This is a genomic window from Gynuella sp., assembly GCF_050297175.1.
In the GTDB taxonomy this organism is placed as follows: Bacteria; Pseudomonadota; Gammaproteobacteria; order Pseudomonadales; family Natronospirillaceae; genus Gynuella.
Window position 1 is genome coordinate 1 of sequence record NZ_JBNKSF010000027.1, and the last position, 23,023, is coordinate 23,023.

Sequence of the window (23,023 nt, forward strand, 5' to 3'; positions counted from 1 at the left end):
ACGATCAGATACTCACCCCAAACTGGCCAACCTTCACCACCGATACCACCTTCGCTAAACCCATAGTCATAGGTTTTTTCCTGGCAGCCGGAGAACAGCAGAATGATGGTTAACGATAAAACTATTTTTCTCATCAGGTTCAGTCGTTTTTATTCCTTAGGGACGATATCGAGTATGTCATCATACTGGTGTTCATCGGGTGGATTTTCCAATACGGGCACAAGATCCAATACACTTGCAGGAATGCTACCCTCACCGATCAACTCGCGCGTTGTATTGTAGTATTGATTCGGATCACCCTCGGCCACCGTGGCTTTGGTTCTTGGGGTGAGTTCGAAGTGGTCTCTTCCAGGTACGTCTTCAGCACAGGCTTTTCTGACACATACAACTGTCCACCAGGCCTGTAGCTCACCCTGTCCTGAAAACCCCACAGATAATGTATGCAGGTATTCGGGTCGTGGATAGTGATGAAACCAGTTTTTGACGTGCTCCTGCTGGTCCTTTGAGACTCTTACGGTCACTTCATAAAATGTCTGATTACGATAGGAAAACCAGCGCGCCCGTAACGTATGAGGTATCGGCTTCTCACCCAAAACGGATTGAGACGTGTCCGGGATATTATCAGGAGAACCTCCAGATAAATTTCCCACCGGCACCTGCCAGGTTTCATTGACGATCAGATACTCACCCCAAACTGGCCAACCTTCACCACCGATACCACCTTCGCTAAACCCATAGTCATAGGTTTTTTCCTGACAGCCGAGAAGCAGCGAAATACTGATCAGTATTAACAATACTTTCTTTAGATGATTGATCATTTTATCTCTTTCCTCATAGCTCGATTCGGATGGTTATAAAACACAGCACGCTCATATTGTTGGTGTTTTTCACGGGGTTTATTCACTTGTGGAAAGGATTCATCAATTCGTTCCGATGTATGAATATAATTATCGAGATAATTTTTAGCCGTCTCGGCCATCCCTCCCGAGGCTTTCCATTGATTTAACTGCTGATGCAAATCATTTGGAATGATATAAGCCTTCTTATTCATATCCATGTTTCTTAAAGGCACTCCCGCAGACTTGGCATGCTGATACATCAGGTGCAGATAATAAATCGATAATTCCTTACGGGTTGGTTTGTTTTGTTGAACATAGACGTAGTTCAATCGCCGCTGCACAAACTGATGCTGTCCGGGTTTATCGTATTGTTGTTTGAGAAAAGCCATGGTTTGGGCTTTGTTCTCCCGTGGCAGGGCAAAAATATGGGTAGTCAAGAGTTCCCAGTTTTCGGTGCCACGACCCGTGGGATTTTCATAACCACCACCAAGATCTGCATGTACTCCGGGATAGACAATCTCGGTAAAATTGGAAGGCAAATAGCCGGTTTCGGTGCTGATGCGGGTCGAAGGGAAATTCTGCCGGACCTCGTGGGCAGCGACAAAATGCACGACCCGTTCAGCGCTCTGCTCATTCAGGTTCAGGTTGATTTCCCCTTCATTATGATTACCTGGCATATAAAAGCTGCCGACCGTATCAAACAGACCAGCAAAAGCCACCCGCCCGGTTATGTGTTGTGGAAATGCCCGAACAGTATATAAATCATTTTCTGGGACCGGATCATTATGATCGTAAGGGTTATAATATTCAGGCCATTGATTGACCAGATTAATAAAAAATCGGGCTAATGCCGCGCCCCGGCTAAAACCAAAAACATCGAAGACAATTTCGTCATAATCGTTCGTTTGTAATTTGACCTTTAAACGCTCAAACGCTTCCGCAATCCGGGCCTGTCCCCCTTCCGGCCCAAGCCCAAAGCCGAGACCCAGGTTACTCTCCTCAACCACAAATCCATTGTTGGTCTGTTTGCCGTCGGTAGTACCAACACCTTTGATATAAATGTGGTCGGTATAGGTGATTTCCATGCCCTGATCGATATGGGTTTCCATATACAAATCATCCAGCTTGGCGATGTTGGAAATATCCCGATCCGGCAGTTGGGCATCGTTGTAGCGGTTTTGGTCGGTACCATCAAAAAACACCCCCAGCCGCAGAATCCGTTTGGGTTGGGAGAGGTTTTTGGAGGGTTGATAGCACCAGTTGGCATCAATCTCCGGTACGTTGAGCAGGCGTTTGACCGGTCGGTTATTTGCTTCACTGAGGGAGAGAACTTTGTCTTGCTGACGCTGTAGTTCTGCCAGACTATTTAACTGCTGGCCAATCTGTTTCAGGGTTTGAAAATAGGGAGATTGGTTGCCAGCCGAGGTGTTCGGCCTGGGTCTGGCGTTGCAGTGGATCAGTGCCGTCAGAGCGGCTTCTTTGAGCCAGTTGTCCGGGTCCGGATATTGGCGTTGTTCGGCAACGGCACGCAATGCCGTTAATTTGATATCCCCGGCGAGCAGGTAGATCAGATCACACAGGCGTTCACCGATGACCGGCGTCAACAGTCCGGTTACCCCGAAACTCTGCCCCAAATGGTCGGGCAACAGCAGTTTGTCAATGGTCTGCCAACGACTGAACCGGGTGGCGAAGTCACTGGGTCGCTGGATCTGTCGCTGCCAGATGTCGGAGGCGGTTTCAAACAGGTTTTGCAGTGGCTGGCCGTTTTCGAACAGTGACGGGGCCATATTGGCCGGATCACCGGGATGGAGAACTTCGGTATGGATCAGGTGCAGTGTTTGTACCTGTTTGGGCCATGTCTGTATGGGAGCGGCAGTTTTTAAATGTTCGCTTAATTCGTGACAGTGCTGAACGAGAGCATCATAGCTGGCCTGCCACTGCTCACCAGTAACCGCGGTGCCGATTTCATAGTGCACGGTACCGGGGGCCGGCAGAGCCAGTTTACCGGTACTCCCCAACAGTTGACCTCGATATCGTTGATCTGCAGTGCTGATTTGGTAATGACAGACGACTCCGCTTTTATCGTCCGGATAACGATAGTCAAGTTCGGCGAAATAGTCTGGCTGATCGACGGAATCGACACCCGGCGTGCCAACCGGCAAAGGATCATCTTCGACATATACGGGTGCAGGCCGGTCAAGGTTCTGTCGCGGTGCAGCCGGTTTGGTGGCACCATGTCCCGAGCGGGCTTTGAGTTCGTAGACGATGCCACACTGTCTGGGTTGATGGCGGGTTAATAAGGAAAGCTGTCCGCCATTCTGCAAGATAAAAAAATGCAGTGGCTGTTGTTGAGGTTCAAATGCGTTGGCATCCTCCGGATACCGATAAGTGGCCTGCCAGCATAGTGGGTTAAGGGAGTAACCCTGGCGGAGAATGAAGTCTTTGATAATTTGCGGCAGGGCAGAAACGTCTTGTAGCTGAGTCTGGCTCATGAAGTAACAATCCTTGTTATTGATCACTCTGTTATATCTAAAAATCCAAAAGTCTTATGTCAGTATTCTCTGATGCTGTCAAAGGCAGTATTGAAATGTTTGAAGTTGTTGGCAGATTTTCTGTCAGGTGGCTTTATCGGAGGCGACTATTACTGTCGCCACCACGCTTCGGTTTCGCCAGGTTCATCAAGATCCAATTGCGCACCGATCAGGGGGGTATGTAAGGTGACCTGTTGTGCCTGCGCCGCTTTGGACACCCGCTCAAATGGTTCATCCCAGGGGTGAAACGAGAGACTGAATGTACCGTTGTGGATGGGTACCATGCCTTTTCCCCGCAGGTCGATATGGGCCTGTACGGATTGTTCCGGTGTCATATGGACATCGGGCCAGATGTCACTGTAGGCGCCGGTTTCAATAAAGGTGATATCGAACGGGCCGTATTCCTGACCGATATGTTTGAAGCCGGAGAAGTAACCGCTGTCACCGCTGAAAAACAGCTTTTTCTGTTGCCCTTTAATGACCCATGAACACCACAGCGTACTGTCGCGATCACCCAGACTGCGACCGGAAAAATGCTGTGCGGGTGTCGCTGCGAATTCGGTTTCGCCAATTTTGATCGATTGCCACCAGTCGCATTCGATAATACAGGCTGGATCAATCCCCCATTTTTGCAGGTCCAGACCAACACCAACGGGTGTAACAAAGTACTCAACTTTATCGGCAAGTTGGCGAATGGTGTGTTTGTCGAGATGGTCGTAATGATTGTGAGAAAGGATGATCGCTTTAATAGAGGGCAGTTCAGAAACACTGATCGGCGGTTGATGAAAACGTCTGGAACCCAAAAACTGTACCGGTGACGCTCGTTCTGAAAAGACTGGATCGGTCAGCCAGAAATGGCCATCGAGTTTCAACAATAGCGAGGAGTGCCCTAAGCGATAGACCACTGCCGCATCTTCCGCAAGGTTATCCAGCATGGCCGCGGTCAATGTCTGAATAGGGATGCTTTTGTCCGGCACCCGGCGGGGATAGTTCCCAAACAATAAAGCCTTGAACATTTTCCACAGCTGATGCGGCACTTTTTCAGCCGGATCCAGATTGTAAAAGCGGCCGTTGTGGTACCGGCTGGATGTTTCTTTGCGGGCTGCCGCTGGTGTGGCAACCGGTTTAAGCAGGGATGTCGTCATGGTGCCCCCAATGCTGAAGTGACGCATCCGGCGCAAATGCCAGCGCAGTCCCGTCAATATTACTCAGTTGAGTGAAAATGCATAGCCCAACATCATTGGGAGTCTCGCCGTTTTAGGCAAGCGTGCTTTACGCTTTCATGGCAATCACGCTGGTTTTGTAGAGGTTCTGCTTCAGGGAATACGTAGAAACATGCCTGACGACTTCGGTAACTCAGCTTTGGTAAAGCCGAATTTTTGGTAAAAATCCGGCGTGTGATGATCGGCCATAAGGCTGACATAGGCAGTACTGGGGGCATTCTGGTGCAGCCAGTCAACCAGTGCTGTCATGATCATTGCCCCGACTCCCTTTCCCTGATGTTCCGGCAATACGGCCATATCGGTAATCTCAAAAAAACATCCACCATCGCCAATGACCCGGCCAATTCCGATCGGGCTTGACTGCTGATACACCACGACGCTGTAAAGGCTGTTTTTAAGACCGATGGTTGCAGCCTCTTCCGATTTACGGGACAGGCCGGCAGCCAGACGAATGGTGATATAGTGTTCGACTGAAGGCGTTTCTGCTTTCAGGGTATATTTCATAGAGCGGTATCCATGGGCTACTTTCGTTAGGAGCCCTGAATTCTAGTGTAGTGTGTTGAATAAACCTATATAAAAAAGCACCTCAAGATATTCACAGCGAGGCGCAACTCGCAGGCAATGGTCATTCCCTTGTCAAGAGCTGGAACGAAGCGGTGGACGTCTTGAAGGCTTCTCGCAAACAGGGACGCCGCTTGCTGAACTTAACGTAGAGTTGCGAAGTGAATTCGGCGGTCGATTACAATATGCGTTTTATTTGAGACACGACACTCGCGTCCACCTGCTTCCCAATACAAGCCTCGGATCACCGTTATTCGATATACCCCAGCCGCCTCATTGCAATAACCGCATTTTCAACACCATCCTCGGAACGTATTTTGTGACCCAGCGAAGCGGCATTTTCTTTGGTCAGTTCAGAACCAGCCAATTGGATATTATGTGCCAGTTGCTCGGCAGTCAGGCTTTCCAAATTCAATGCACCTGGTGATACGTTCAGGCGTTTCAGATTCCATGCCCAGAATGGCTGATCCCCAAGAAACGGCAGAACCACAGATGGAATTCCGGCACGCACCGTTGCAGCGGTAGTACCTGCACCACCATGATGTACTGCCAATTCCACCCGCGGAAATAACCAGTCATGAGGAGCATGCTTAATCACACAGATGTGTTTTTCCATGCCATCTGCCAATTCTGCTGACATCCCTCCCCAACCCGTGGCCAGTATTGCCCGATAGCCGCTGAGACGAATGGCTTTTATGACTTTAATGGTCAGCTCCTCTGAATCACGACCCGTCAACATACTGCCAAAACCAACATAAATCGGTTTAGGACCCTCTTCCAGAAAAGCCTGTAAATGTGGCGGTGGTTCCCATGATTCGGCCTGATCGTAAAACCAGAATCCGGAAATCTCAATGCGAGTTGTCCAGTCCTTTGGTTTCGGGATGAGGTGCTGACTGTAGCCATATATCAAAGGCTGGTTTTTAACCTCTGTCTTATAATAAGGCCCATACCATGGGTAAGATACCAACCCGAGCTGTTTGCGCAGAACACCATTAATAGCGGGTCGTAACGCCTGCCAGACGAAAAACCGGAGGATATGATAGGAGGCCAGATTGACCAGCCCCGGTCGGTTTTTTTGGGGTAGTGGCAGGCCCATGGGCGGAATGGCACGGGTGGGCGTTACCGGTTGCAAATGCGTTTGAACAAATGGCTTTTTAAATACTTCAGCCAACGATGCTACCAATGGGACGGTCATACCGTTGCCTAATAGCAAATCAGCATCTTTAGCAGCAGCTTTTCCCTGCTCAGCCCATTGTGAAGCCATGTTAAGCAGGCCTTTACGACCTGCGCTTAAAAATTTAAAGATGTTTTTGCCTTTTTTGACAGCTTCCGGTTCTGTTGCCATAAGCTCTAGAAAGTCTGCATTGATCGGTGCAAACTCAAGTCCGGCAGACTGAACCAGCTCTCTGAAACTGTGGTTGCAGGCCAGCCGCACTTCATGGCCGGCGCGTCTAAGACCAGTGCCCAGAGCAACCAAAGGTCTTACATCTCCCTGCGTACCGATGGAAAATAATGTGATTCTCACATTGACCTCTTATTAGCTTGGACAATCTCGCTATCCTGGATTATTGACCGAGATGCTCGGCAATAATCGGCCCCACTTCATTCAACACTTCAACATCCATTATTTCCTGATGCATGCATTTAATGGAATGTATTTTCAGTTCTCCCGTGATGCTGCTTTTCCAGGCTTCAGCACGATGATCCAAAATATCTTTCATCGAATCATGCATACTTTCTTCCGCGACAAAAAACAGCAGGTCACTCTCTACATAACCGGGCCGGAAACGACGCGCCAGATCGAGATTGTTCTGAATCACTGACAACACATGATCGATAATGTCAGCATTGTTTTTCTGCATTTCCTGGACCATCGGCATGGAAGGAATATCGTATTCACGCACCAGAAATGCCGCCAGTTCTGTCATATCTTTCGGTTGCTCCGACAGTGTAGCCGGATTATACCCAAGGAATGCCAGAGCGGCCTTCACCATGGATTCACTGTCTTTTTTGATGTCAGGACCAAATAGATAAGGGTAAGTGTCAAGCATGCACAGAAACGAAACCTCTTCACCCAAAGTTTGTAATCGCTGCGCTAATGCATGTGCAACCATACCTCCAAAAGACCAACCCAACAGACGATAAGGACCTTTTGGTTGAACGCGGCGAATATGCTCCAGATAGTCCTCTGCCATTTCTTCAATGGACTTAGGCAGACGGACAGCGTGCCGCAACCCCTGAGACTGAAGTCCATATAATGGCGTGTTGACTGGGAGGTGTCGCTGCATACCGGCATAAGCCCAGGATAGCCCAATGGCCGGATGGATACAGAACAAGGGTGCTGCTGTGCCATCTGTTTTGATAGGTAAAACCACTCCCAATGGATCCCAGGAATCGTCGCGCCGCAATTGATCTGTCAAATCCGCGATGGTCGCAGAAGTAAACATGGCGCTTAAGGGTACATCGATAGCCATGGTCTCATTAATCCGATTCAGGATCTTGGTAGCCGAAATGGAATCTCCGCCGATTTCAAAAAAGTTATCGTATATACCGACTTTTTCCAGCCCCAGAGTTTCTGCCCAAATAGACGCAACCATTTCCTCTGCTGGAGTACGTGGTGGTACATATGAACGGGCAGCATGCCATACCGGTAATGGTAAAGCCTTACGGTCAATTTTGCCGTTAGGTGTTAAAGGTAATTGCTCCATCAACATAAAGTGCGTCGGAATCATGTAGTCCGGAAGGTTGGACAACAATTGTCTGCGCAGGTCATCGGTATTCAGTTTTTCATCCACAGGTACAACATACGCAACCAACTGCTGACTGCCTTGAGGTGCAGTCTGGGCAACGACCACACAACGATTCACTTCGCGGCAGGCCAAAAGTCGGGTTTCTATTTCGCCGATTTCAATACGGAAACCCCGTATTTTAACCTGATGGTCGCTGCGTCCCTGATATTCCAATACACCATCGTCACGCCAGCGAGCCTTGTCGCCGGTGAAGTACATACGACTGCCGGGTTGACCGAATGGATTGGAAACAAAGCGTTCATTGGTGAGATCGGGCCGGCGGTAATATCCCAGGGCCAAACCATCTCCGGCAATATATAGATCTCCAGTTACACCTACAGGTACGGGCTCCAAAGTCTGGTCCAGAACATATACCTGGGTGTTCCAGATTGGCCGACCAATAGGCGGGTAATCGATATCAGCAGGATTGGACAATGTCATGATCGTCGACCAGATCGTGGTCTCCGTGGGTCCATATACATTTATAACAGGATGCCCGAGTCCAGCCATCATTCTTGCCAATGGCCCTGACAGAGCTTCCCCACCAACCAGAGTTCTAATGCCATGAAGCGCTTTACTGTAATCCGGCAACAGAGCCTGCCACAATGAAGGTGTAGCCTGCATAACCGTCGCACCATGACGCGTCACCATATCAACCAGTGCTTCAGGATTCCGTACCACTTTACGTTCTGCAATCAAAACAGATGCGCCGACAACGATCGGCAGGAATAACTCTAATGCTGCGATGTCGAAGGAAATTGTAGTGACGGCCAAGAAACAGTCATCTGGCGTCAGCTTCAGTTCTCCCTGCATGGCACAAAGGAAATTGGTAAACGCACGATGGGGGATTTCCACCCCTTTCGGACGCCCGGTGGAACCGGATGTATAGATGACGTATGCCGGACTATCCCCCTCAATGAAGGGAACCACAGGATTTACACCGTGCTCTGGAGCAGCTGGATCGAAATCAGGGTTATTCAACCACAACGTCGGTATTTCAACCGTGGGCAAACTGTCGACGAGATCCTCGCTACTTAACAGCAGTTTGGGCTGGGCATCTTCCAGAATAATCTTCAATCGTTCTTCCGGGAAATCCGGATCAAGTGGTAGATATGCTGCTCCAGCTTTAAGCACGGCCAATAGCGCAACCAACATATTGGTATCGCGATTACAGGCAACCGCCACCAAATCTCCTGGAAGAACATTGGTTTCGATCAATGTCCGGGCCCAGGCATTAGCAAGCCGGTTCAGTTGCATATAGGTCAGTGACTCTTCATCAGTCGTGACAGCCACTTCCCATGGACTACACATGACCTGAGCATCAAACAGATCAACCACCGAAAGTTTGGGAACCGGCCAGGTTGATTTATTCCAGTCATGCAATATTTGATGGCGCTCTGCTGCACTCAGCAGACTCGCTTTACTTAATGACTGTTGTGGCTCTTTAATGATTGCCAGCACCAAACGCTCAAGCCGTTGCATGTGTGTAATCAATTCTGATTCGGAATAGCGTGCTGGGTTGGCGTCCAGGTCTACCCGAAGCCCCTGACCATCATTACGGTCATATACAAATATTGTCAGATCTTCAATGGCACCGTTGCACATGTTATGCAATGAAGTGCTACATTCGCCAAAGCGCAGATCATAGTCAAACGGCTCTATATTGATCCCCAACCAGGAAATTTGCCGTCCATTTGCCATCAGTCCCAGGTCTCTGCGTAAATCTTCGTAGCGATACCGCTGATGCCGTAAGGCACTACGCATCACTTTACCAACCTGTTGGATCAACTGTTCGAGAGTGATGTCAGAACCCATTGCCAGACGAATCGGTACTGCATTAGCCATCATGCCAGGCACGCTGCGTAATTCTTTGCTGGTACGTGCAGTAACCGGCATACCGAACACGAGGTCATCAACACCAGTTGCCCGATAGTAATATGCTGCAACCAGTGAAATCAGCGTTTGTGGTAATGAGCCACCTGCTTGTTGACCAACCGCCTTTATTTTTTCAGTCAGCGCCTGAGACAGATATAAGGTTTTCCGTAACAGTCCACCATTGGAAGGAGCCAAACGTTGTGCTAACGATACCGCATCCGGTAAATGACTTAAGGTTTCCATCCAATATTCGCGATCACGCTGAAAACGGCTGGACTGCCGATATTCCTGTTCACTTTCAACCAACATCGACAACGGCCCAAACGGGCTTGGTGAAACTTCCTGGCCAGCAACCATCTCTGAATATATTTGCGAAAGTCTGCGTGCCAACATGCCACCACTGAAGCCATCATATGAAACATGATGGCATCTTTGATACCAATAATAGCGATCAGAATTAATTTTTATCAGCGCACTGAACCATAATGGATCACGCGTTGGATCCAAGGGACGGTGAATATCTTCTCTCATCCATTCCAATGCTGCTTCATGTGCATCATCAGAGGTACTGAAATCAACAAACGCATAATGATTGTCACAATTTTGTTCAATTTTTTGGAAGACCTCATCTCCCTGCTCCACGATGAAGCAACGAGTTGTATCTGCCTCCAAAATTAATTGTCTGCTTGCAGCGGAAAATAACTCAATATCGATGCTACCATTTATTTCAACGTACTCTGATAGATTGTAGGTAGCATTCTTGGGGCCAATTTTCTGACCCATCCATTGACCACGCTGGGGGGTAGACAAGGGCAAGAGAAAAGGCTGAATCTCATTCTTAATTAACTTAGGGTATTTGCCCTCGGTTTCGATCATATCTGCGTCCTCCCGCAATGATGTCAGTAGTATAAAACCGGCACAGTCGGTAGAGTGGATTTGTTCAGATAAATTTAAACGAGCACCAATCTTTGTAAACGGTTGCCACTAAAAATTCATTATGGTAAGAGCTAAAAAAAAGGAGAGTTTTCTGATTTTTTAAACCGAGACAATTTATCCATAAACCTTATAACTATCTAATTTTTAATTGATTTTTAAGTTTGGGATAAATAGTGAAATCGTTTTTATTAAATTTTTTTGAGAGGATAAGTTATGTTTTATATCGAGAACTGCGTCACAATTGATATTGTCAACAAACTGATAAAAAGTTAAAAAAAATGACAGTTTCTAAAAATATTTGTCACTTCATACTAAAGTATTAAAAATAAATAGTATGAATGACTATTTAATATTTTTTTATCAAGGTGTCGTTTTTGCCGTTCATGAGTATATATTCTGGAAAATGTACGTGATTTATTGTTTTTATATATGTTGTAATCGATTACATGGAGAGAACTATACTCCAACAAAAAATAAATTAACACCCAGAGTATTCTTTCTTTTGTCTAAAAAAAAGAAAAACGCTGAAATATTTTCATCGGTTGTACTGACGAAGAGTAGTCTGTCAAATATTTTCAGTCTCCCTTAAACCCCCAAACACGACATGGCTTCCTATGAAAAAACCTACCCCATTAAAATCTATCACTTGTCATGATGAAGACTTCGACCGATTAGACGAACTGGCAGATATTCCAGTAAAACCCGTTTTTATTATGGGGCTACATCGTTCGGGCACTACGTTTTTATATGATGCTGTCGCCAAATCTTTTCCACTGGCACATCTGACTCTTTATCATCTGTTTTATTATCCGAAATTGTTAAGCAGTTATCATCTTGGGCGTGAGCAGGACGAGAGAAGTTTTTTAAATCAATGTTTTAAGCAACTCGGCATTCAAGACCGCAGCATTGATCACACGTCGATTCACGACCATACCGTTGAGGAATATGGCTTTTTATTAAGGCGGCATACCCAATCCTTTAAATTAACAGACAATAATGTCAATTTCTTTAAAGAAATATGTCGCAAATTATTAGTGGTACAAAAGGATACCCAGGCAGTGCTGTTGAAGAATCCCTGGGATACCGGTAATGCCCAGTGGATTGCTGAACAGTTCCCACTCGCAAGATTCATTTATATTTCGCGAGAACCGATGGCAGTACTTAACAGTATGTTGAATGCCCTGGTCGCTTATCTCGAACAACCTCAGGCTTATCTTGAAATGCTGTTGAGTGTTGATGGTTCCCGACGTGGCTACCGCGCTGGTTATGCTGTCTGGTGGATACTGAGAAAGATCTACAAATTATTGGGAGGCAAAACAATTGCGCTAATCGCCCGGCCATTACTGGCAAGAACTGTGGCTCGGCAGATTGCAGCTTATCAGGCAGAAGTCCGGCAATTATCATCAGAACAGGCTATTGAATTGAATTATGACGAACTGGTTCAGGATCCTGTCGCCACAATGAAACGGTTACAAACATTGCTTAACCTCCCATTGACGGGAGATCTGGAAGCCAAAATCAAAGTGAAGCAACGGAAAAATCTGAATCCGGTATTGAATGAATACCAGGAAACTCTGGATCGTCTGATCGCTAAAGCCGTACAGGCCTGAGTGGTTACAATAAAATATTGAGTATGCAGATAAGCATCATACGACCAGTCAGTAATATGCCGGATATTTCCGGCTTTCTTAGCTACCGTTCATTCATTTGCAAGCTGCTGGCTTTTGTCACCGGGAGGACGAGGACAAGGCACATCGGCTGCAATAGTGTAGTGTCTTGAATAAAACCTACATTAACAAAGCACCTCAAGATGTTCACAGCAAGGCGCAGCTCGCAGGCAATGGTTATTCCCTTGTCAAGAGCCGGAATGAAGTGGTGGGCGTCTTGAGGGCTTCTTGAAGACTGGGGGCCCGTTTGCTGAACTAACGTAGAATTGCGAAGTGAATTCGGCGGCCCATTCAAATATGCGTTTTATTTGAGATGCTACGCTAGGGAACCTCTGGCAATTCCCCCACAGCCTGGTTACAGGTTTTGGTCTTGCCCTGACTTCCTCATGACATCACCCAGAGATTCCTATATGAAATCTGTTGAGGTGTTATGGGAGACACCAGTTCATGAGCAACCGTCATGTTTTGAATCAACCGCTGTTACCCTCTTCACAAGCTGTTTAATCAATTCCATCTCGCCAGGGAAACAATAGCATTGCTGAAACAAGTCAAAGCTTTCCCGATCATGTACCCGCAACCATTCAAAACTCTGCTTTGACCCCAAATACCACCTGCAACGTAACTGGAAATAAATTTCCAATAGTTCACAAGGCAACCAGCAACGGCGAAAATGCGCCTCTACAGTATCACCGGCGGCCCGCTGTAGCATGTTGTTGATCCATTCGATCAAATGAAGGTGGGAATCTTCCTGTAATTCTCCGGGTCCTTGATTAATACGAGCCTGAATTCGGGCTAAAAAATCAACGCCATCAATACCATCCTCCAACAGCACCTCCCCACCACCGAAACGCAAAAAGTCATCACGCTGTGGATCAAGGTCTGTAATGTCATAAATCCAGGCGTCCAGTCGGCTGCCTTCGAATACTCCGATATCTTTGGATACCAACGGGCTGTGACAGAAACAGGCGATATCAATATCACTGTTTTCCGTCACATCACCACGAGCAACAGAGCCATATAAAATGATCAGTCGTGGCTGGTGTCTGCGCGCGAGCATCTGAACAGCACGGACAGCTTTTTGCCTCATGAGCATCTGTAGATCGATATTATCACTCATGACTGGTTGGTCACTCCAAAAGGAATATGCACTGATGGCACGACAGTACTGGTGGATCGTAGATGGCCTGGTTGGTCGTCAAAAAAGATATGGGGTTTCAGAACCCCCAACACTTTACCTTTTTCAATGCCACCCAGAAAGAACGCATCATTAGCCATCACTCCCCAGCTCTTTAATGTCATTAAGGCACGCTCATGCGAAGGCGCATTTCGTGCGGTGACGATAGAAACCCGAATACGGTTCTGGTAGTCCGGATGTGCTTGTTTATATTGCTCTTCGACGGACTGAATTTTGGAAATTCTCACCAGCAGCTCTTTTAGCGGTCCCGGGTTGTGAGGTTGGGTGACATTACGCACCTCGTGAGCATGAAACTCCGGCAAGCCCGAAGACTGCATGACCACCTCCGACTCATCGCCCGCAAGTACACCATCAAAGTCAAAAGCAATACGCAATGTCGGATCATGTTCGTCATCGTCAAAATGGGACTCCAATACCTGACCAGCCGGGTAACCAGCGTGAATCGCAGCATCGACATCGAGCTTATTTCGGGATAAGAACAACGCGATGTTCAACGCCGGAATATATTCATAGGGAGATCGCCCCTGCATGAAGATAGCCCGCGTCATTCCCAGACCATAATGTTCAATCGTTTTCATCACTCTCAGGCCGGTATCAGGATCGTTGCGTGATAACAATACTACTTCCACTAACGGATCTTCGGGGTCATCATGCAAGTCATTTAAAGACAACAGCCGTTTGATAAACGGAAAAGCAATACCTTTGGGTAAAGGGTCGTTAAGCTTTTCCTGTTGAAACTTTCGATATTCTTCTTCACCCTTTTGCCGGAATACTTCATCTGATTCGGCTAAATCAAATACTGCGCTTGAGGCAACACCTATCACCAGGCGATTTTTCAGTTCGTATGGCATATCAGATACGATCACTCATTCATTCTAAAGTCTGATCCAGAGCATAACCGGAAAACCACAAATTTCATAATGTCTGTATTCGGGCAAATATACTGATGAGGTATTTGAAATGAGTACCTTTTGTTTCAGAACCCATTCACCAGAACTTAATGCATTTGAACTTATCGGAGTATATCCACTATGGGTATGAAACAGTGATGAATTTAGAGCGCTTGAAAGTGGTCTGTAAGAACCGTTCATCGTTCATAGCACCTTCGCGAAAGCTGATCAGCATCTGGCTATTAATGGGGCTAATTTTATAGTTCAATGCGTCGCTCACAGGATAGATACCAAGAATACTCACTGTCACAGCGACACAGCATTTCCACCTGAAGAGTCGCCGGATGGATAAACACTTATGCAATTTACTGATAAAGACGAAGACAGGTTGATGCAGTTAATGCTGCATCGAAGGGATATCAGAGGTAATAATTTTCTCAGCCAGGAACTCACCGAACAAGAAATTGAAAAAATTCTGATGGCGGCCACAACCGCTCCATCTGTCGGATTATCACAACCATGGAAGTTTGTGGTTATTCGAGACCATCAGATCAGACAGATGATATATAGAAACTTTGAATTGGAAACTCACCGGGCTCAACAAAAGTTTTCTGCGCAAGCACAGCAACAATACCGGCAATTGAAACTGGATGGCATCATCGAGGCACCGGTCAACATTGCCGTATATTACACCCCACCCAAAACTCCTATCATTGGCAACAACACTATCCCCGAAGTCGGTGAGTACAGTGTTGTATGCGCCATTCAAAATATGTGGCTAATGGCCAGGGCGATGAATATTGGTATGGGTTGGGTCAGCATTCTTAATCCATCCGTTGTTGACTCCATTCTAAAAGCACCGTCAGGCAACAAATTGATCGCCTACCTGTGTATTGGCTATGTTAAGGAGTTTTATGATATTCCTGAACTGGAAAAATTAAACTGGAAATGCAGGAAGTCTCTTTATTCCTCAATTGTTCACAATCAATTTTCAGAAGACTACGAAACAGCATATGACCATTAGTCAAACCGATATTACAACATACTCGAAACGGCTATCGGAACATATCCCAAACCATATTGTTAAGTACGCTCATAAACGGCAAAAACCATGAAAGCTAAAATAGGCAACCAGTAATTATTACAACAACCATATTACACACATTGATAGACAGGCAGAAAAAAACATTTCCAATAGAATCATTATGCGATAGCTTTCAATATATTTGGGAATCAACAACACATGAGTACGATTGACGAAGTCGCCAATCTTGCAGGCGTTTCCAAAGCTACAGTATCCAGGGTTTTGAGTGGTTCAGCGCCTGTCAGGGAAAAAACCAGGGTACAGGTTATGTCAGCCATTGAGCAGCTGAATTATAGCCCGAGCCAGGCAGCGCGATCACTGGCCTCCAACAAAACCTATACTGTTGGTCTGGTAACCACAAACATCAATACACCCTATTATGGTCCGGCTGCCAGCGGTATTGAGACAACTCTTCGTAATCATGATCGCCATGTCATCATTGCCAGTGGTCAAAATTCACCCGAAGGCGAAAGGGATGCCGTCGACTTCCTGATAAAACGGCAGGTTGATGCTCTGGTACTGGTCACGAATTTTTTACCGGGAAAAGAAATCGCCCGAATAAATAAACGCTGCCCGGTATTTGTTATGAATCAACATTTTCCCGGTGACCGGCAACAGAACATTGACTACGACAATTTTGCAGGCGGGCGGATGGCTATTCAGTATCTGCTGTCAAAAGGACATACGAAAATTGCCATAGTGTCCGGTCCACGATGGAAACGTGACGCTGACCAGCGCTATCTGGGCAGCATTCAGGCAATGAAGGAATCTCGTCTGAAAGTGCATTGGCAGGTCGAAGGTAGTTTTGGTGTTGCCGATGGTGCCAGCCACATGAAAACTATTCTGCAACTCAAAAAAAAACCAAGCGCCGTTTTTTTTGCCAATGATATGATGGCAATCGGCGCGCTACGAGTTTGCCATGACCAGGGCATACGGGTACCGGAGGATATGGCCATTATGGGATATGACAACTGGGAACATTCAAAGAATTTTATCCCGGGCCTGAGCACTATACACATGCCACTGTATGAGATGGCAGAAGCAACAGCCTTATTAGTATTGAATCGGGTTTACGGTACCGAGCACAAACCCAAACGACAGTTTCAGCCATCTCTGATCATTCGCGAATCAGCCTGAATTTTATTTTTGGCATCTATATAGTTTCGTCGAGAAAACCAAGGTAAAAACTGATATTCCCAGCCCTGCTGATCTGCAGTCAATACACAGGATGTACCAAGCTAAAAAAGAGTCTATAAGGCACAAATGACCGATCTGACTAGACTTTCACTACTGAGTTGGCAGCACAGGTAGTTATTCGGAGCCCCTATAATAGTCTTTCGAGCCACAAAGGGACATTTACCCAAATATGATCACGTTACCTTGCATCGTTATGCAGACGATTTTCCATTTTAGTCTGTTGTAGGTTTTCAGGAAGTCGTTTAATAAATTCCCGAATATGAAAAAAAAAATATAAAAAAATTATGACAGAAGTTCGCTCCACAGGTCATTGATATAACAGATATTTTCCATCATAGACGTAGTTTAAGTACCTTCTTGACAACGTATTCCTGTTCTCAGAACTGAATTCAAATGGCTTGACTTTTTAAAAACATGCTGCCTATCATCCCAAAATGAAAGCGCTTTCATTTAGAACGAGCGTTTTTGTGACGACCTGGACACCGGTTACAGAAGGGAACAGGGAGCAGACCCATGAGGATAAAAATAATATGTTGGGTAAAAATATCTTCGCACTTACCTGCGGTGTAAGTGCAATCAGCGCTTCAGTTCAAGCGGCAACATTAGAAGCCATCCACTGTTGGATGTCTGGCAGTGAGCAACATGCGGTTAACATACTCGGCAAACATGCCCGACCTGTTACCGGACAGTGCACCCTTGGAAGAAATGTTCCCGGTGCAGCACAGCTCAATACATCGCAGCAAGTCGAAGAATTGAGCAGGAAGGATTTATTGCTAGATCTGACACCGGTGACGGCACAAGAGGGCTGGTTTGAATTCATCCGTCCTGAGGCCCCCTGTCTCAAAGATGGCCGGCTGTATTGTATTCCACTCAATATTGTCCGGTGGTTGTGGACTCATAAAAAAGTATTTGCCCAGGCTGGCGCTATAAAGCCCCGAACCTGGAAAGAGCTTTTAAAGACGGCTGAAACGAGACTCACTCCACTCAGCCATGGTGGCCAGTCCCGGCAGGATCGCAATTTATTTGATGACGTCATCATTGGCATGACCGATGCCGCTTTCTGGTATCAAATCTGGCGAGATAAGGATGCCAGAGCAGCAGCTGGGAAGGGCAGGCGACATGTATCACCTACTCTGCAATCTTCTCGTAGCATGCTTTATAGGCTCCAGGCATGAACATCCCGACCGGCTACTGTCGCGAGGGCTACTGCAGTCAGCCGGATTGCGGCATTGATCTACGTGCATATGAACCTGAGCATATTACAAACGACATGGCCGTATTTTTGGGTATCCATCCAGAACACCTGTGCATTGAAGAACAACCGGAAAACTTCCATTTATCTACCGTCACAGTCGATTTGACAGAACCCATGGGTGGTGAACGTATTTTCTGGTTTGAGCTGCTGAATGACCGACGGCCGATCAAGGTATATGGCGATCATCATTATCACACTGGTGATCGCATCAACATGTTTATCAATCCTGGAAAAGTGCATCTGTTTTCCCAGGAAACGAAGGACAAGCTCTAAGGGGCCTCTGAAAAATAGCAGTAGTTTTGATACAGACGAGGAAGCACCACTCGCAACACCGCAATTTACGGGCGCAATGAGGATGTGAGACGGGGGCTGACAACGTCTTGCGCGAAAATAGGCCATTTTCAAAGGTTCCCTAACAAAAATAATCGCAGCAGTACCGTGCTATCCATTCACTCAACCATGAGGATTCATCATGACAGTTTTTTCATTTCAGCTTTTCAGTGCCCGACAGGCACCATCCCTGGATGCGGTTTTTGCCATGCTCAAACAGCACGGTTATCGTCAGGTAGAAGGCTATGGCAGTCTCTATTCCAACATTGACGAGTTAACCACTCTACTGGACAAACATGAACTTGCCATGCCAACCGGTCATTTCGACTTAACAATGCTGGAGTCCAATATCGATCAGGCGCTGATTATTGCCGAGCGTCTGAACATGCGGACGATGATCTGCCCATTTATCAAGCCTGAACTACGCCCTCAATCGCAGTCGGTCCAAGGTTGGTTGGAACTGGGGCACAGACTGGAGCGCATAGCCAGCCAGGTCCGCGCCGAAGGTTATGATTTCGGCTGGCATAATCATGATTTCGAATTCCATCCTCTGGAGGATGGGTCATTACCAATGGAAGCCATCCTAACTGGTGCACCAACCCTTCGCTGGGAAATGGATCTGGCCTGGATTGCGAAAGGCAAGCAGGATCCTCTCGAATGGTTAAGCCGATATCAAAATCGAATTTGCAGTGTTCACTTAAAAGATATTGCACCCGAAGGAGAATGTCTGGATGAAGATGGCTGGGCTGACTTCACTACCGGTGTTTTGCCATGGTCTCAATGGTGGCCGGTTATTCGTGCCACACCGGCGACACAGTTTATTATGGAACATGATAACCCCAGTGATATAACGCGCTTTGCTAAACGGGCCATCGATGGTGCCAGAAAGCTAGCTGGGGAGGTCGCATGAACTCCCTTCTCAACGTCGGCGTTATCGGTTGCGGCAACATATCAAACAGCTATCTCCAGCTGGCACCTCTATTCAAAGGTTTCAGGTTTACTGCCTGTGCCGATCTCAATACCGACCTGGCCCTGCAAACCGCGAATCAATATGGACTGCAGGCCATGTCCACTGACGCACTGCTGGCCGATGATGATATCGATATCGTTGTCAACCTGACCATTCCGTCCGCCCATGCAGATATCAGCCTGCAGGCACTATTGGCTGGTAAACATGTATACACGGAAAAACCGCTGTGCCTGAACCTTGCTGATGGACTGAAAATGCAGGCCCTGGCTCAGACAAACGGGCTTCGGGTTGGCAGTGCACCCGATACGTTTCTGGGTGGTGCACATCAATTAGCTCGCAAACTGATTGATGATGGGACCGTGGGAACTATTGTTTCCGGCAGCTGTCATGTCATGGGCCGGGGAGTGGAAATGTGGCATCCAAATCCGGAGTTCTTTTTTAAAACCGGAGGCGGTCCGGTATTGGATATGGGCCCTTACTATATCGCCAATCTTATTCAACTTCTGGGACCGGTCAAGAGTGTCACTGCCCGTTCAAGCACGCCTTTTCCCCAACGCACTATCACCAGCCAGCCCCATTTTGGTGAGGTTATCCAGGTCGAAACCCCCACCACTCTACATGCTATTCTGGAATTTGAGCAAGGCGCGCTGATTACCCTGAGCGCCAGCTGGGATGTTCAGGCCCACAGCCACACTCCCATGGAACTGTACGGCTCCAAAGGCTCGCTATATCTACCGGATCCAAATTTTTTTGGCGGCAAGATAACGGCTACTGAGGGTAAGCGCGAATTGCACCTGACAACCCCTTGGGAACATCCTTTCGGTGTGGCTAATCAAATTATTGGTGACCAGGCGCTGGCCAACTATCGCACTGCCGGATTGGCAGAGATGGTGATGTCCATCCACCATGAACGGGACCATATGTGTTCACTGGATCGCGCCTTGCACGGTGTAGAGGTATTACTGGGGATTATTCAATCAGGCGAGAACGATACCACCGTTAGGATGACAACAACCTGCGAACGACCCAGGGCCCTGGATCCTGAATCAGCAGAGTTACTCTTGAACCACTAGTCAGAAATGTCTGCTGATATTTTTATTATTGTGCCTTAATTTCAGGCTGCCAGAGCCAACCCAACAGCATGAAATTAAGGGATTTATAAATACCGTACAGTAACAGGTAACACCTTCAAGTGTTGCCTGATAACCCCACTCTCATGTAGGAGACAGGATATGAACACCATTCAAGGACCTGCGATTTTTCTGGCCCAGTTCGCCAGTGACGAAGCACCTTTCAACTCATTCGACAGTATCTGCCAATGGGCCGCATCGTTAGGTTATAAAGCGGTGCAGGTACCCACCCGGGATTCCCGTCTTATGGATCTGCCCCTGGCCGCGGAAAGCCAAAGTTATTGTGATGATCTGAATGCCACTGCAGCCAAACATGGTATTCAGATTTCTGAGCTGTCCACCCACCTGCAGGGCCAGTTGGTTGCGGTCCACCCAGCGTATGATGACGCCTTTGACGGTTTTGCCGACGAACATGTCCGGGGCAATCCTAAAGCCCGTCAGCAGTGGGCCACAGAACAGATGCATATGGCTGCCAAAGCCTCCGCCCGCCTCGGGCTGAAGGCCCACGCGACATTTTCCGGTGCCCTGGCCTGGCCCTATTTATATCCCTGGCCACAACGTCCGGCCGGCCTCATTGAACAGGCCTTTGAGGAACTGGGGCGACGCTGGAAACCGATTCTGGATGCATTTGATGAAGCAGGTGTTGACCTGTGTTTCGAAATTCATCCCGGCGAAGACTTACATGACGGTGCAACGTTTGAACGTTTTCTCCAGGAAGTCAATTTTCACCCCCGCGCCAACATCCTTTATGACCCGAGCCATTTTGTATTACAGCATCTGGATTATCTGGCATTTATCGACCACTACCACGACCGCATCAAAATGTTTCATGTGAAGGATGCCGAACTGATACCGAATGGTCGCAGTGGTGTCTATGGGGGTTATCAATCATGGGTCGACCGTCCCGGACGCTTCCGCTCCATTGGCGATGGTCAGGTGGACTTCAAAGCCATCTTCTCAAAACTGACCGCCTACGACTTTTCCGGTTGGGCAGTACTGGAATGGGAATGTTGCTTAAAGCATCCGGAAGATGGTGCCCGTGAAGGAGCCCAGCATATTCGCGATTTCATTATTCGGGTCACAGATAAGGCGTTTGATGATTTTGCCGGTTCCGGCATTGATCAGGCGACCAATCGCAAACTTTTGGGACTGGAGAAAAAGTAATCATGCATACATTATCTCAACCCCTAAGGTGGGGCATGGTCGGCGGCGGTGAAGGCGCGTTTATCGGCGAAGTGCATCGTTGGGCCGCTCGCCTGGATGGTCACTATCAGCTGGTGGCAGCAGCGCTCTCTTCCGACCCGGAACGTAACCGGCGCTCTGGAGTACCACTTCACATAGCCCGTTTGTATGACGATTATCAACAAATGGCACAGCAGGAAAGTGAACGCGAGGATGGCATTCAGGTGGTTTCCATTGTCACACCCAATCACCTGCATGCCGATATCGCCATTGCTTTTCTTCGTCAGGGTATTCACGTTATCTGTGACAAGCCCATGACGGCCACCATGGAACAGGCGTTACAGTTAAAACAGGTGGCGGAGTCCAGCTCGGCAGCCTTCCTGCTGACTCATAATTATTCCGCTTATCCACTGGTGCGGGAAGCACGACATCTGATCGCCCAGGGACGCCTGGGGAAAATACGCTCGGTGCAGGTCAACTATGTACAGGACTGGCTGACAGCAGACCTGGAGCGCCAGGGCAACAAACAGGCCGGCTGGCGTACAGACAAACACCAGGCAGGGATAGGCGGTTGCCTGGGAGATATTGGGACGCATGCTTATCAGCTGGCCTGCTTTATGGTCAACACTCAGGCAGATACGGTTTTGGCCGATCTATCCTGCTGGGGAGAGGGGCGTGAACTGGATGATGAAGCCAATGTACTGATCCGCTTTGCCAACGGCGCCAAAGGCCATCTTTGGGCTACTCAGGTGGCACCTGGTAATGAAAACAATCTGTCCATTGAAATTTATGGTGATCAGGGTGGGTTACGCTGGCAGCAGGAAAATCCGAACGAACTGGAGCTGTCCTTGTTTGGAGAACCCACCCAAAGGCTGACCCGTGGCGCCGGTTATCTTTCTGACTCGGCCAAGAGCGTCACTCGTACACCAGGCGGGCATCCGGAAGGCTACCTCGAAGCATTTGCAAATTTATATCGGGAGTTTTCAGACTACCTGACTCAGCAACAGGACGACTCGCTATTACCGGGGCTTTACGATGGCATGCAGGGGGTTGCGTTTATCTGTGCGGCAGTCAGTTCAGCCAACAATGAAAACAAGTGGGTTGCTCTAAACGAATTCACTCAACAATCAAATCCATGACCACAATATAAAAACCCAAAAAGGCATTATGGAAACCTGGTAATAATAATAAACATTTAAAAAATATCACAGGTTTCCATCTGCCATCATCCGTTTAAAAACGTCTGAATTCTAATTTATGGTAAAGTCACCCTTCCATATTATGTTCACACTTTAGTACCTATAGCCAATAAAAAGCTTATTAAAATGTTATATTTAAAGCTCCGAATGGCAGACTGAAATCCAATAAC

General features: G+C 47.5%; 17 protein-coding genes. 9 read left to right on the forward strand and 8 right to left on the reverse strand.

Annotated elements, in window-relative coordinates:
* Positions 1-149: 149 nt before the first annotated feature.
* From ACQY6I_RS09830 to ACQY6I_RS09855, 6 genes are all read right to left on the reverse strand, one after another.
* Positions 150-818 (reverse strand): DUF2931 family protein, encoded by a 669-nt coding sequence (locus ACQY6I_RS09830; RefSeq protein ID WP_428241312.1) that lies wholly within the window; start codon positions 816-818, stop codon positions 150-152.
* Complete coding sequence (locus ACQY6I_RS09835; RefSeq protein ID WP_428241313.1) at positions 815-3,331, reverse strand: T6SS phospholipase effector Tle1-like catalytic domain-containing protein; 2,517 nt, start codon at positions 3,329-3,331, stop codon at positions 815-817. The genes ACQY6I_RS09830 and ACQY6I_RS09835 overlap by 4 nt, the downstream gene beginning before the upstream one ends.
* 149 nt (positions 3,332-3,480) lie before the next feature.
* Positions 3,481-4,515 (reverse strand): MBL fold metallo-hydrolase, encoded by a 1,035-nt coding sequence (locus ACQY6I_RS09840; RefSeq protein WP_428241314.1) that lies wholly within the window; start codon positions 4,513-4,515, stop codon positions 3,481-3,483.
* 171 nt (positions 4,516-4,686) lie between these two features.
* On the reverse strand, positions 4,687-5,097 hold the full coding sequence (locus ACQY6I_RS09845; protein WP_428241315.1) for a GNAT family N-acetyltransferase: 411 nt from the start codon (positions 5,095-5,097) through the stop codon (positions 4,687-4,689).
* Between the two features lie 307 nt (positions 5,098-5,404).
* Positions 5,405-6,679 (reverse strand): glycosyltransferase, encoded by a 1,275-nt coding sequence (locus ACQY6I_RS09850; RefSeq protein ID WP_428241316.1) that lies wholly within the window; start codon positions 6,677-6,679, stop codon positions 5,405-5,407.
* 40 nt (positions 6,680-6,719) lie between these two features.
* Positions 6,720-10,694 carry an amino acid adenylation domain-containing protein gene (locus ACQY6I_RS09855; RefSeq protein ID WP_428241317.1) on the reverse strand — a complete coding sequence of 1,325 codons (3,975 nt, stop codon included), beginning with the start codon at positions 10,692-10,694 and terminating at the stop codon, positions 6,720-6,722.
* 674 nt (positions 10,695-11,368) lie between these two features.
* On the opposite strand from ACQY6I_RS09855, the gene ACQY6I_RS09860 reads away from it, so the two are divergent.
* A complete protein-coding gene (locus ACQY6I_RS09860) occupies positions 11,369-12,364 on the forward strand; it encodes a sulfotransferase (protein WP_428241318.1) in 996 nt (331 codons plus the stop codon).
* Positions 12,365-12,866: 502 nt separating this feature from the next.
* On the opposite strand, the gene ACQY6I_RS09865 is transcribed toward ACQY6I_RS09860, so the two are convergent.
* Together ACQY6I_RS09865 and ACQY6I_RS09870 are read right to left on the reverse strand one after the other, a co-directional pair.
* Positions 12,867-13,538: a nucleotidyltransferase domain-containing protein gene (locus ACQY6I_RS09865; RefSeq protein WP_428241319.1), complete on the reverse strand. Its 672-nt coding sequence runs from the start codon at positions 13,536-13,538 to the stop codon at positions 12,867-12,869.
* Entirely contained in the window at positions 13,535-14,482 is a 948-nt protein-coding gene (locus ACQY6I_RS09870; protein ID WP_428241320.1) for a 5'-nucleotidase, read from the reverse strand. Before ACQY6I_RS09870 ends, ACQY6I_RS09865 begins: the two co-directional genes overlap by 4 nt.
* 382 nt (positions 14,483-14,864) lie before the next feature.
* On the opposite strand from ACQY6I_RS09870, the gene bluB reads away from it, so the two are divergent.
* The 8 genes from bluB to ACQY6I_RS09910 all read left to right on the forward strand — a co-directional run bounded on the left by bluB (position 14,865) and on the right by ACQY6I_RS09910 (position 22,793).
* Complete coding sequence (gene bluB / locus ACQY6I_RS09875; RefSeq protein ID WP_428241321.1) at positions 14,865-15,530, forward strand: 5,6-dimethylbenzimidazole synthase; 666 nt, start codon at positions 14,865-14,867, stop codon at positions 15,528-15,530.
* Positions 15,531-15,749: 219 nt separating this feature from the next.
* On the forward strand, positions 15,750-16,727 hold the full coding sequence (locus tag ACQY6I_RS09880; protein WP_428241322.1) for a LacI family DNA-binding transcriptional regulator: 978 nt from the start codon (positions 15,750-15,752) through the stop codon (positions 16,725-16,727).
* Positions 16,728-17,254: 527 nt separating this feature from the next.
* Entirely contained in the window at positions 17,255-17,962 is a 708-nt protein-coding gene (locus tag ACQY6I_RS09885; protein WP_428241323.1) for an extracellular solute-binding protein, read from the forward strand.
* On the forward strand, positions 17,959-18,315 hold the full coding sequence (locus tag ACQY6I_RS09890) for a hypothetical protein (RefSeq protein WP_428241324.1): 357 nt from the start codon (positions 17,959-17,961) through the stop codon (positions 18,313-18,315). Before ACQY6I_RS09885 ends, ACQY6I_RS09890 begins: the two co-directional genes overlap by 4 nt.
* A 199-nt stretch (positions 18,316-18,514) precedes the next feature.
* Entirely contained in the window at positions 18,515-19,282 is a 768-nt protein-coding gene (locus ACQY6I_RS09895) for a sugar phosphate isomerase/epimerase family protein (RefSeq protein ID WP_428241325.1), read from the forward strand.
* Positions 19,279-20,415 (forward strand): Gfo/Idh/MocA family protein, encoded by a 1,137-nt coding sequence (locus ACQY6I_RS09900; RefSeq protein WP_428241326.1) that lies wholly within the window; start codon positions 19,279-19,281, stop codon positions 20,413-20,415. The genes ACQY6I_RS09895 and ACQY6I_RS09900 overlap by 4 nt, the downstream gene beginning before the upstream one ends.
* A 159-nt stretch (positions 20,416-20,574) precedes the next feature.
* Positions 20,575-21,636 (forward strand): sugar phosphate isomerase/epimerase family protein, encoded by a 1,062-nt coding sequence (locus tag ACQY6I_RS09905; RefSeq protein WP_428241327.1) that lies wholly within the window; start codon positions 20,575-20,577, stop codon positions 21,634-21,636.
* A gap of 2 nt (positions 21,637-21,638) precedes the next feature.
* On the forward strand, positions 21,639-22,793 hold the full coding sequence (locus ACQY6I_RS09910; RefSeq protein WP_428241328.1) for a Gfo/Idh/MocA family protein: 1,155 nt from the start codon (positions 21,639-21,641) through the stop codon (positions 22,791-22,793).
* The last annotated feature ends 230 nt before the right edge of the window (positions 22,794-23,023 follow it).

Bases quoted from the DNA above. Each gene is read 5' to 3' on its own strand.
- ACQY6I_RS09830 (WP_428241312.1), bottom strand. From the start codon at position 818: ATGATCAATCATCTAAAGAAAGTATTGTTAATACTGATCAGTATTTCG.
- ACQY6I_RS09835 (WP_428241313.1), bottom strand. From the start codon at position 3,331: ATGAGCCAGACTCAGCTACAAGACGTTTCTGCCCTGCCGCAAATTATC.
- ACQY6I_RS09840 (WP_428241314.1), bottom strand. From the start codon at position 4,515: ATGACGACATCCCTGCTTAAACCGGTTGCCACACCAGCGGCAGCCCGC.
- ACQY6I_RS09845 (WP_428241315.1), bottom strand. From the start codon at position 5,097: ATGAAATATACCCTGAAAGCAGAAACGCCTTCAGTCGAACACTATATC.
- ACQY6I_RS09855 (WP_428241317.1), bottom strand. From the start codon at position 10,694: ATGATCGAAACCGAGGGCAAATACCCTAAGTTAATTAAGAATGAGATT.
- ACQY6I_RS09860 (WP_428241318.1), top strand. From the start codon at position 11,369: ATGAAAAAACCTACCCCATTAAAATCTATCACTTGTCATGATGAAGAC.
- ACQY6I_RS09865 (WP_428241319.1), bottom strand. From the start codon at position 13,538: ATGAGTGATAATATCGATCTACAGATGCTCATGAGGCAAAAAGCTGTC.
- bluB (WP_428241321.1), top strand. From the start codon at position 14,865: ATGCAATTTACTGATAAAGACGAAGACAGGTTGATGCAGTTAATGCTG.
- ACQY6I_RS09880 (WP_428241322.1), top strand. From the start codon at position 15,750: ATGAGTACGATTGACGAAGTCGCCAATCTTGCAGGCGTTTCCAAAGCT.
- ACQY6I_RS09890 (WP_428241324.1), top strand. From the start codon at position 17,959: ATGAACATCCCGACCGGCTACTGTCGCGAGGGCTACTGCAGTCAGCCG.
- ACQY6I_RS09895 (WP_428241325.1), top strand. From the start codon at position 18,515: ATGACAGTTTTTTCATTTCAGCTTTTCAGTGCCCGACAGGCACCATCC.
- ACQY6I_RS09900 (WP_428241326.1), top strand. From the start codon at position 19,279: ATGAACTCCCTTCTCAACGTCGGCGTTATCGGTTGCGGCAACATATCA.
- ACQY6I_RS09905 (WP_428241327.1), top strand. From the start codon at position 20,575: ATGAACACCATTCAAGGACCTGCGATTTTTCTGGCCCAGTTCGCCAGT.
- ACQY6I_RS09910 (WP_428241328.1), top strand. From the start codon at position 21,639: ATGCATACATTATCTCAACCCCTAAGGTGGGGCATGGTCGGCGGCGGT.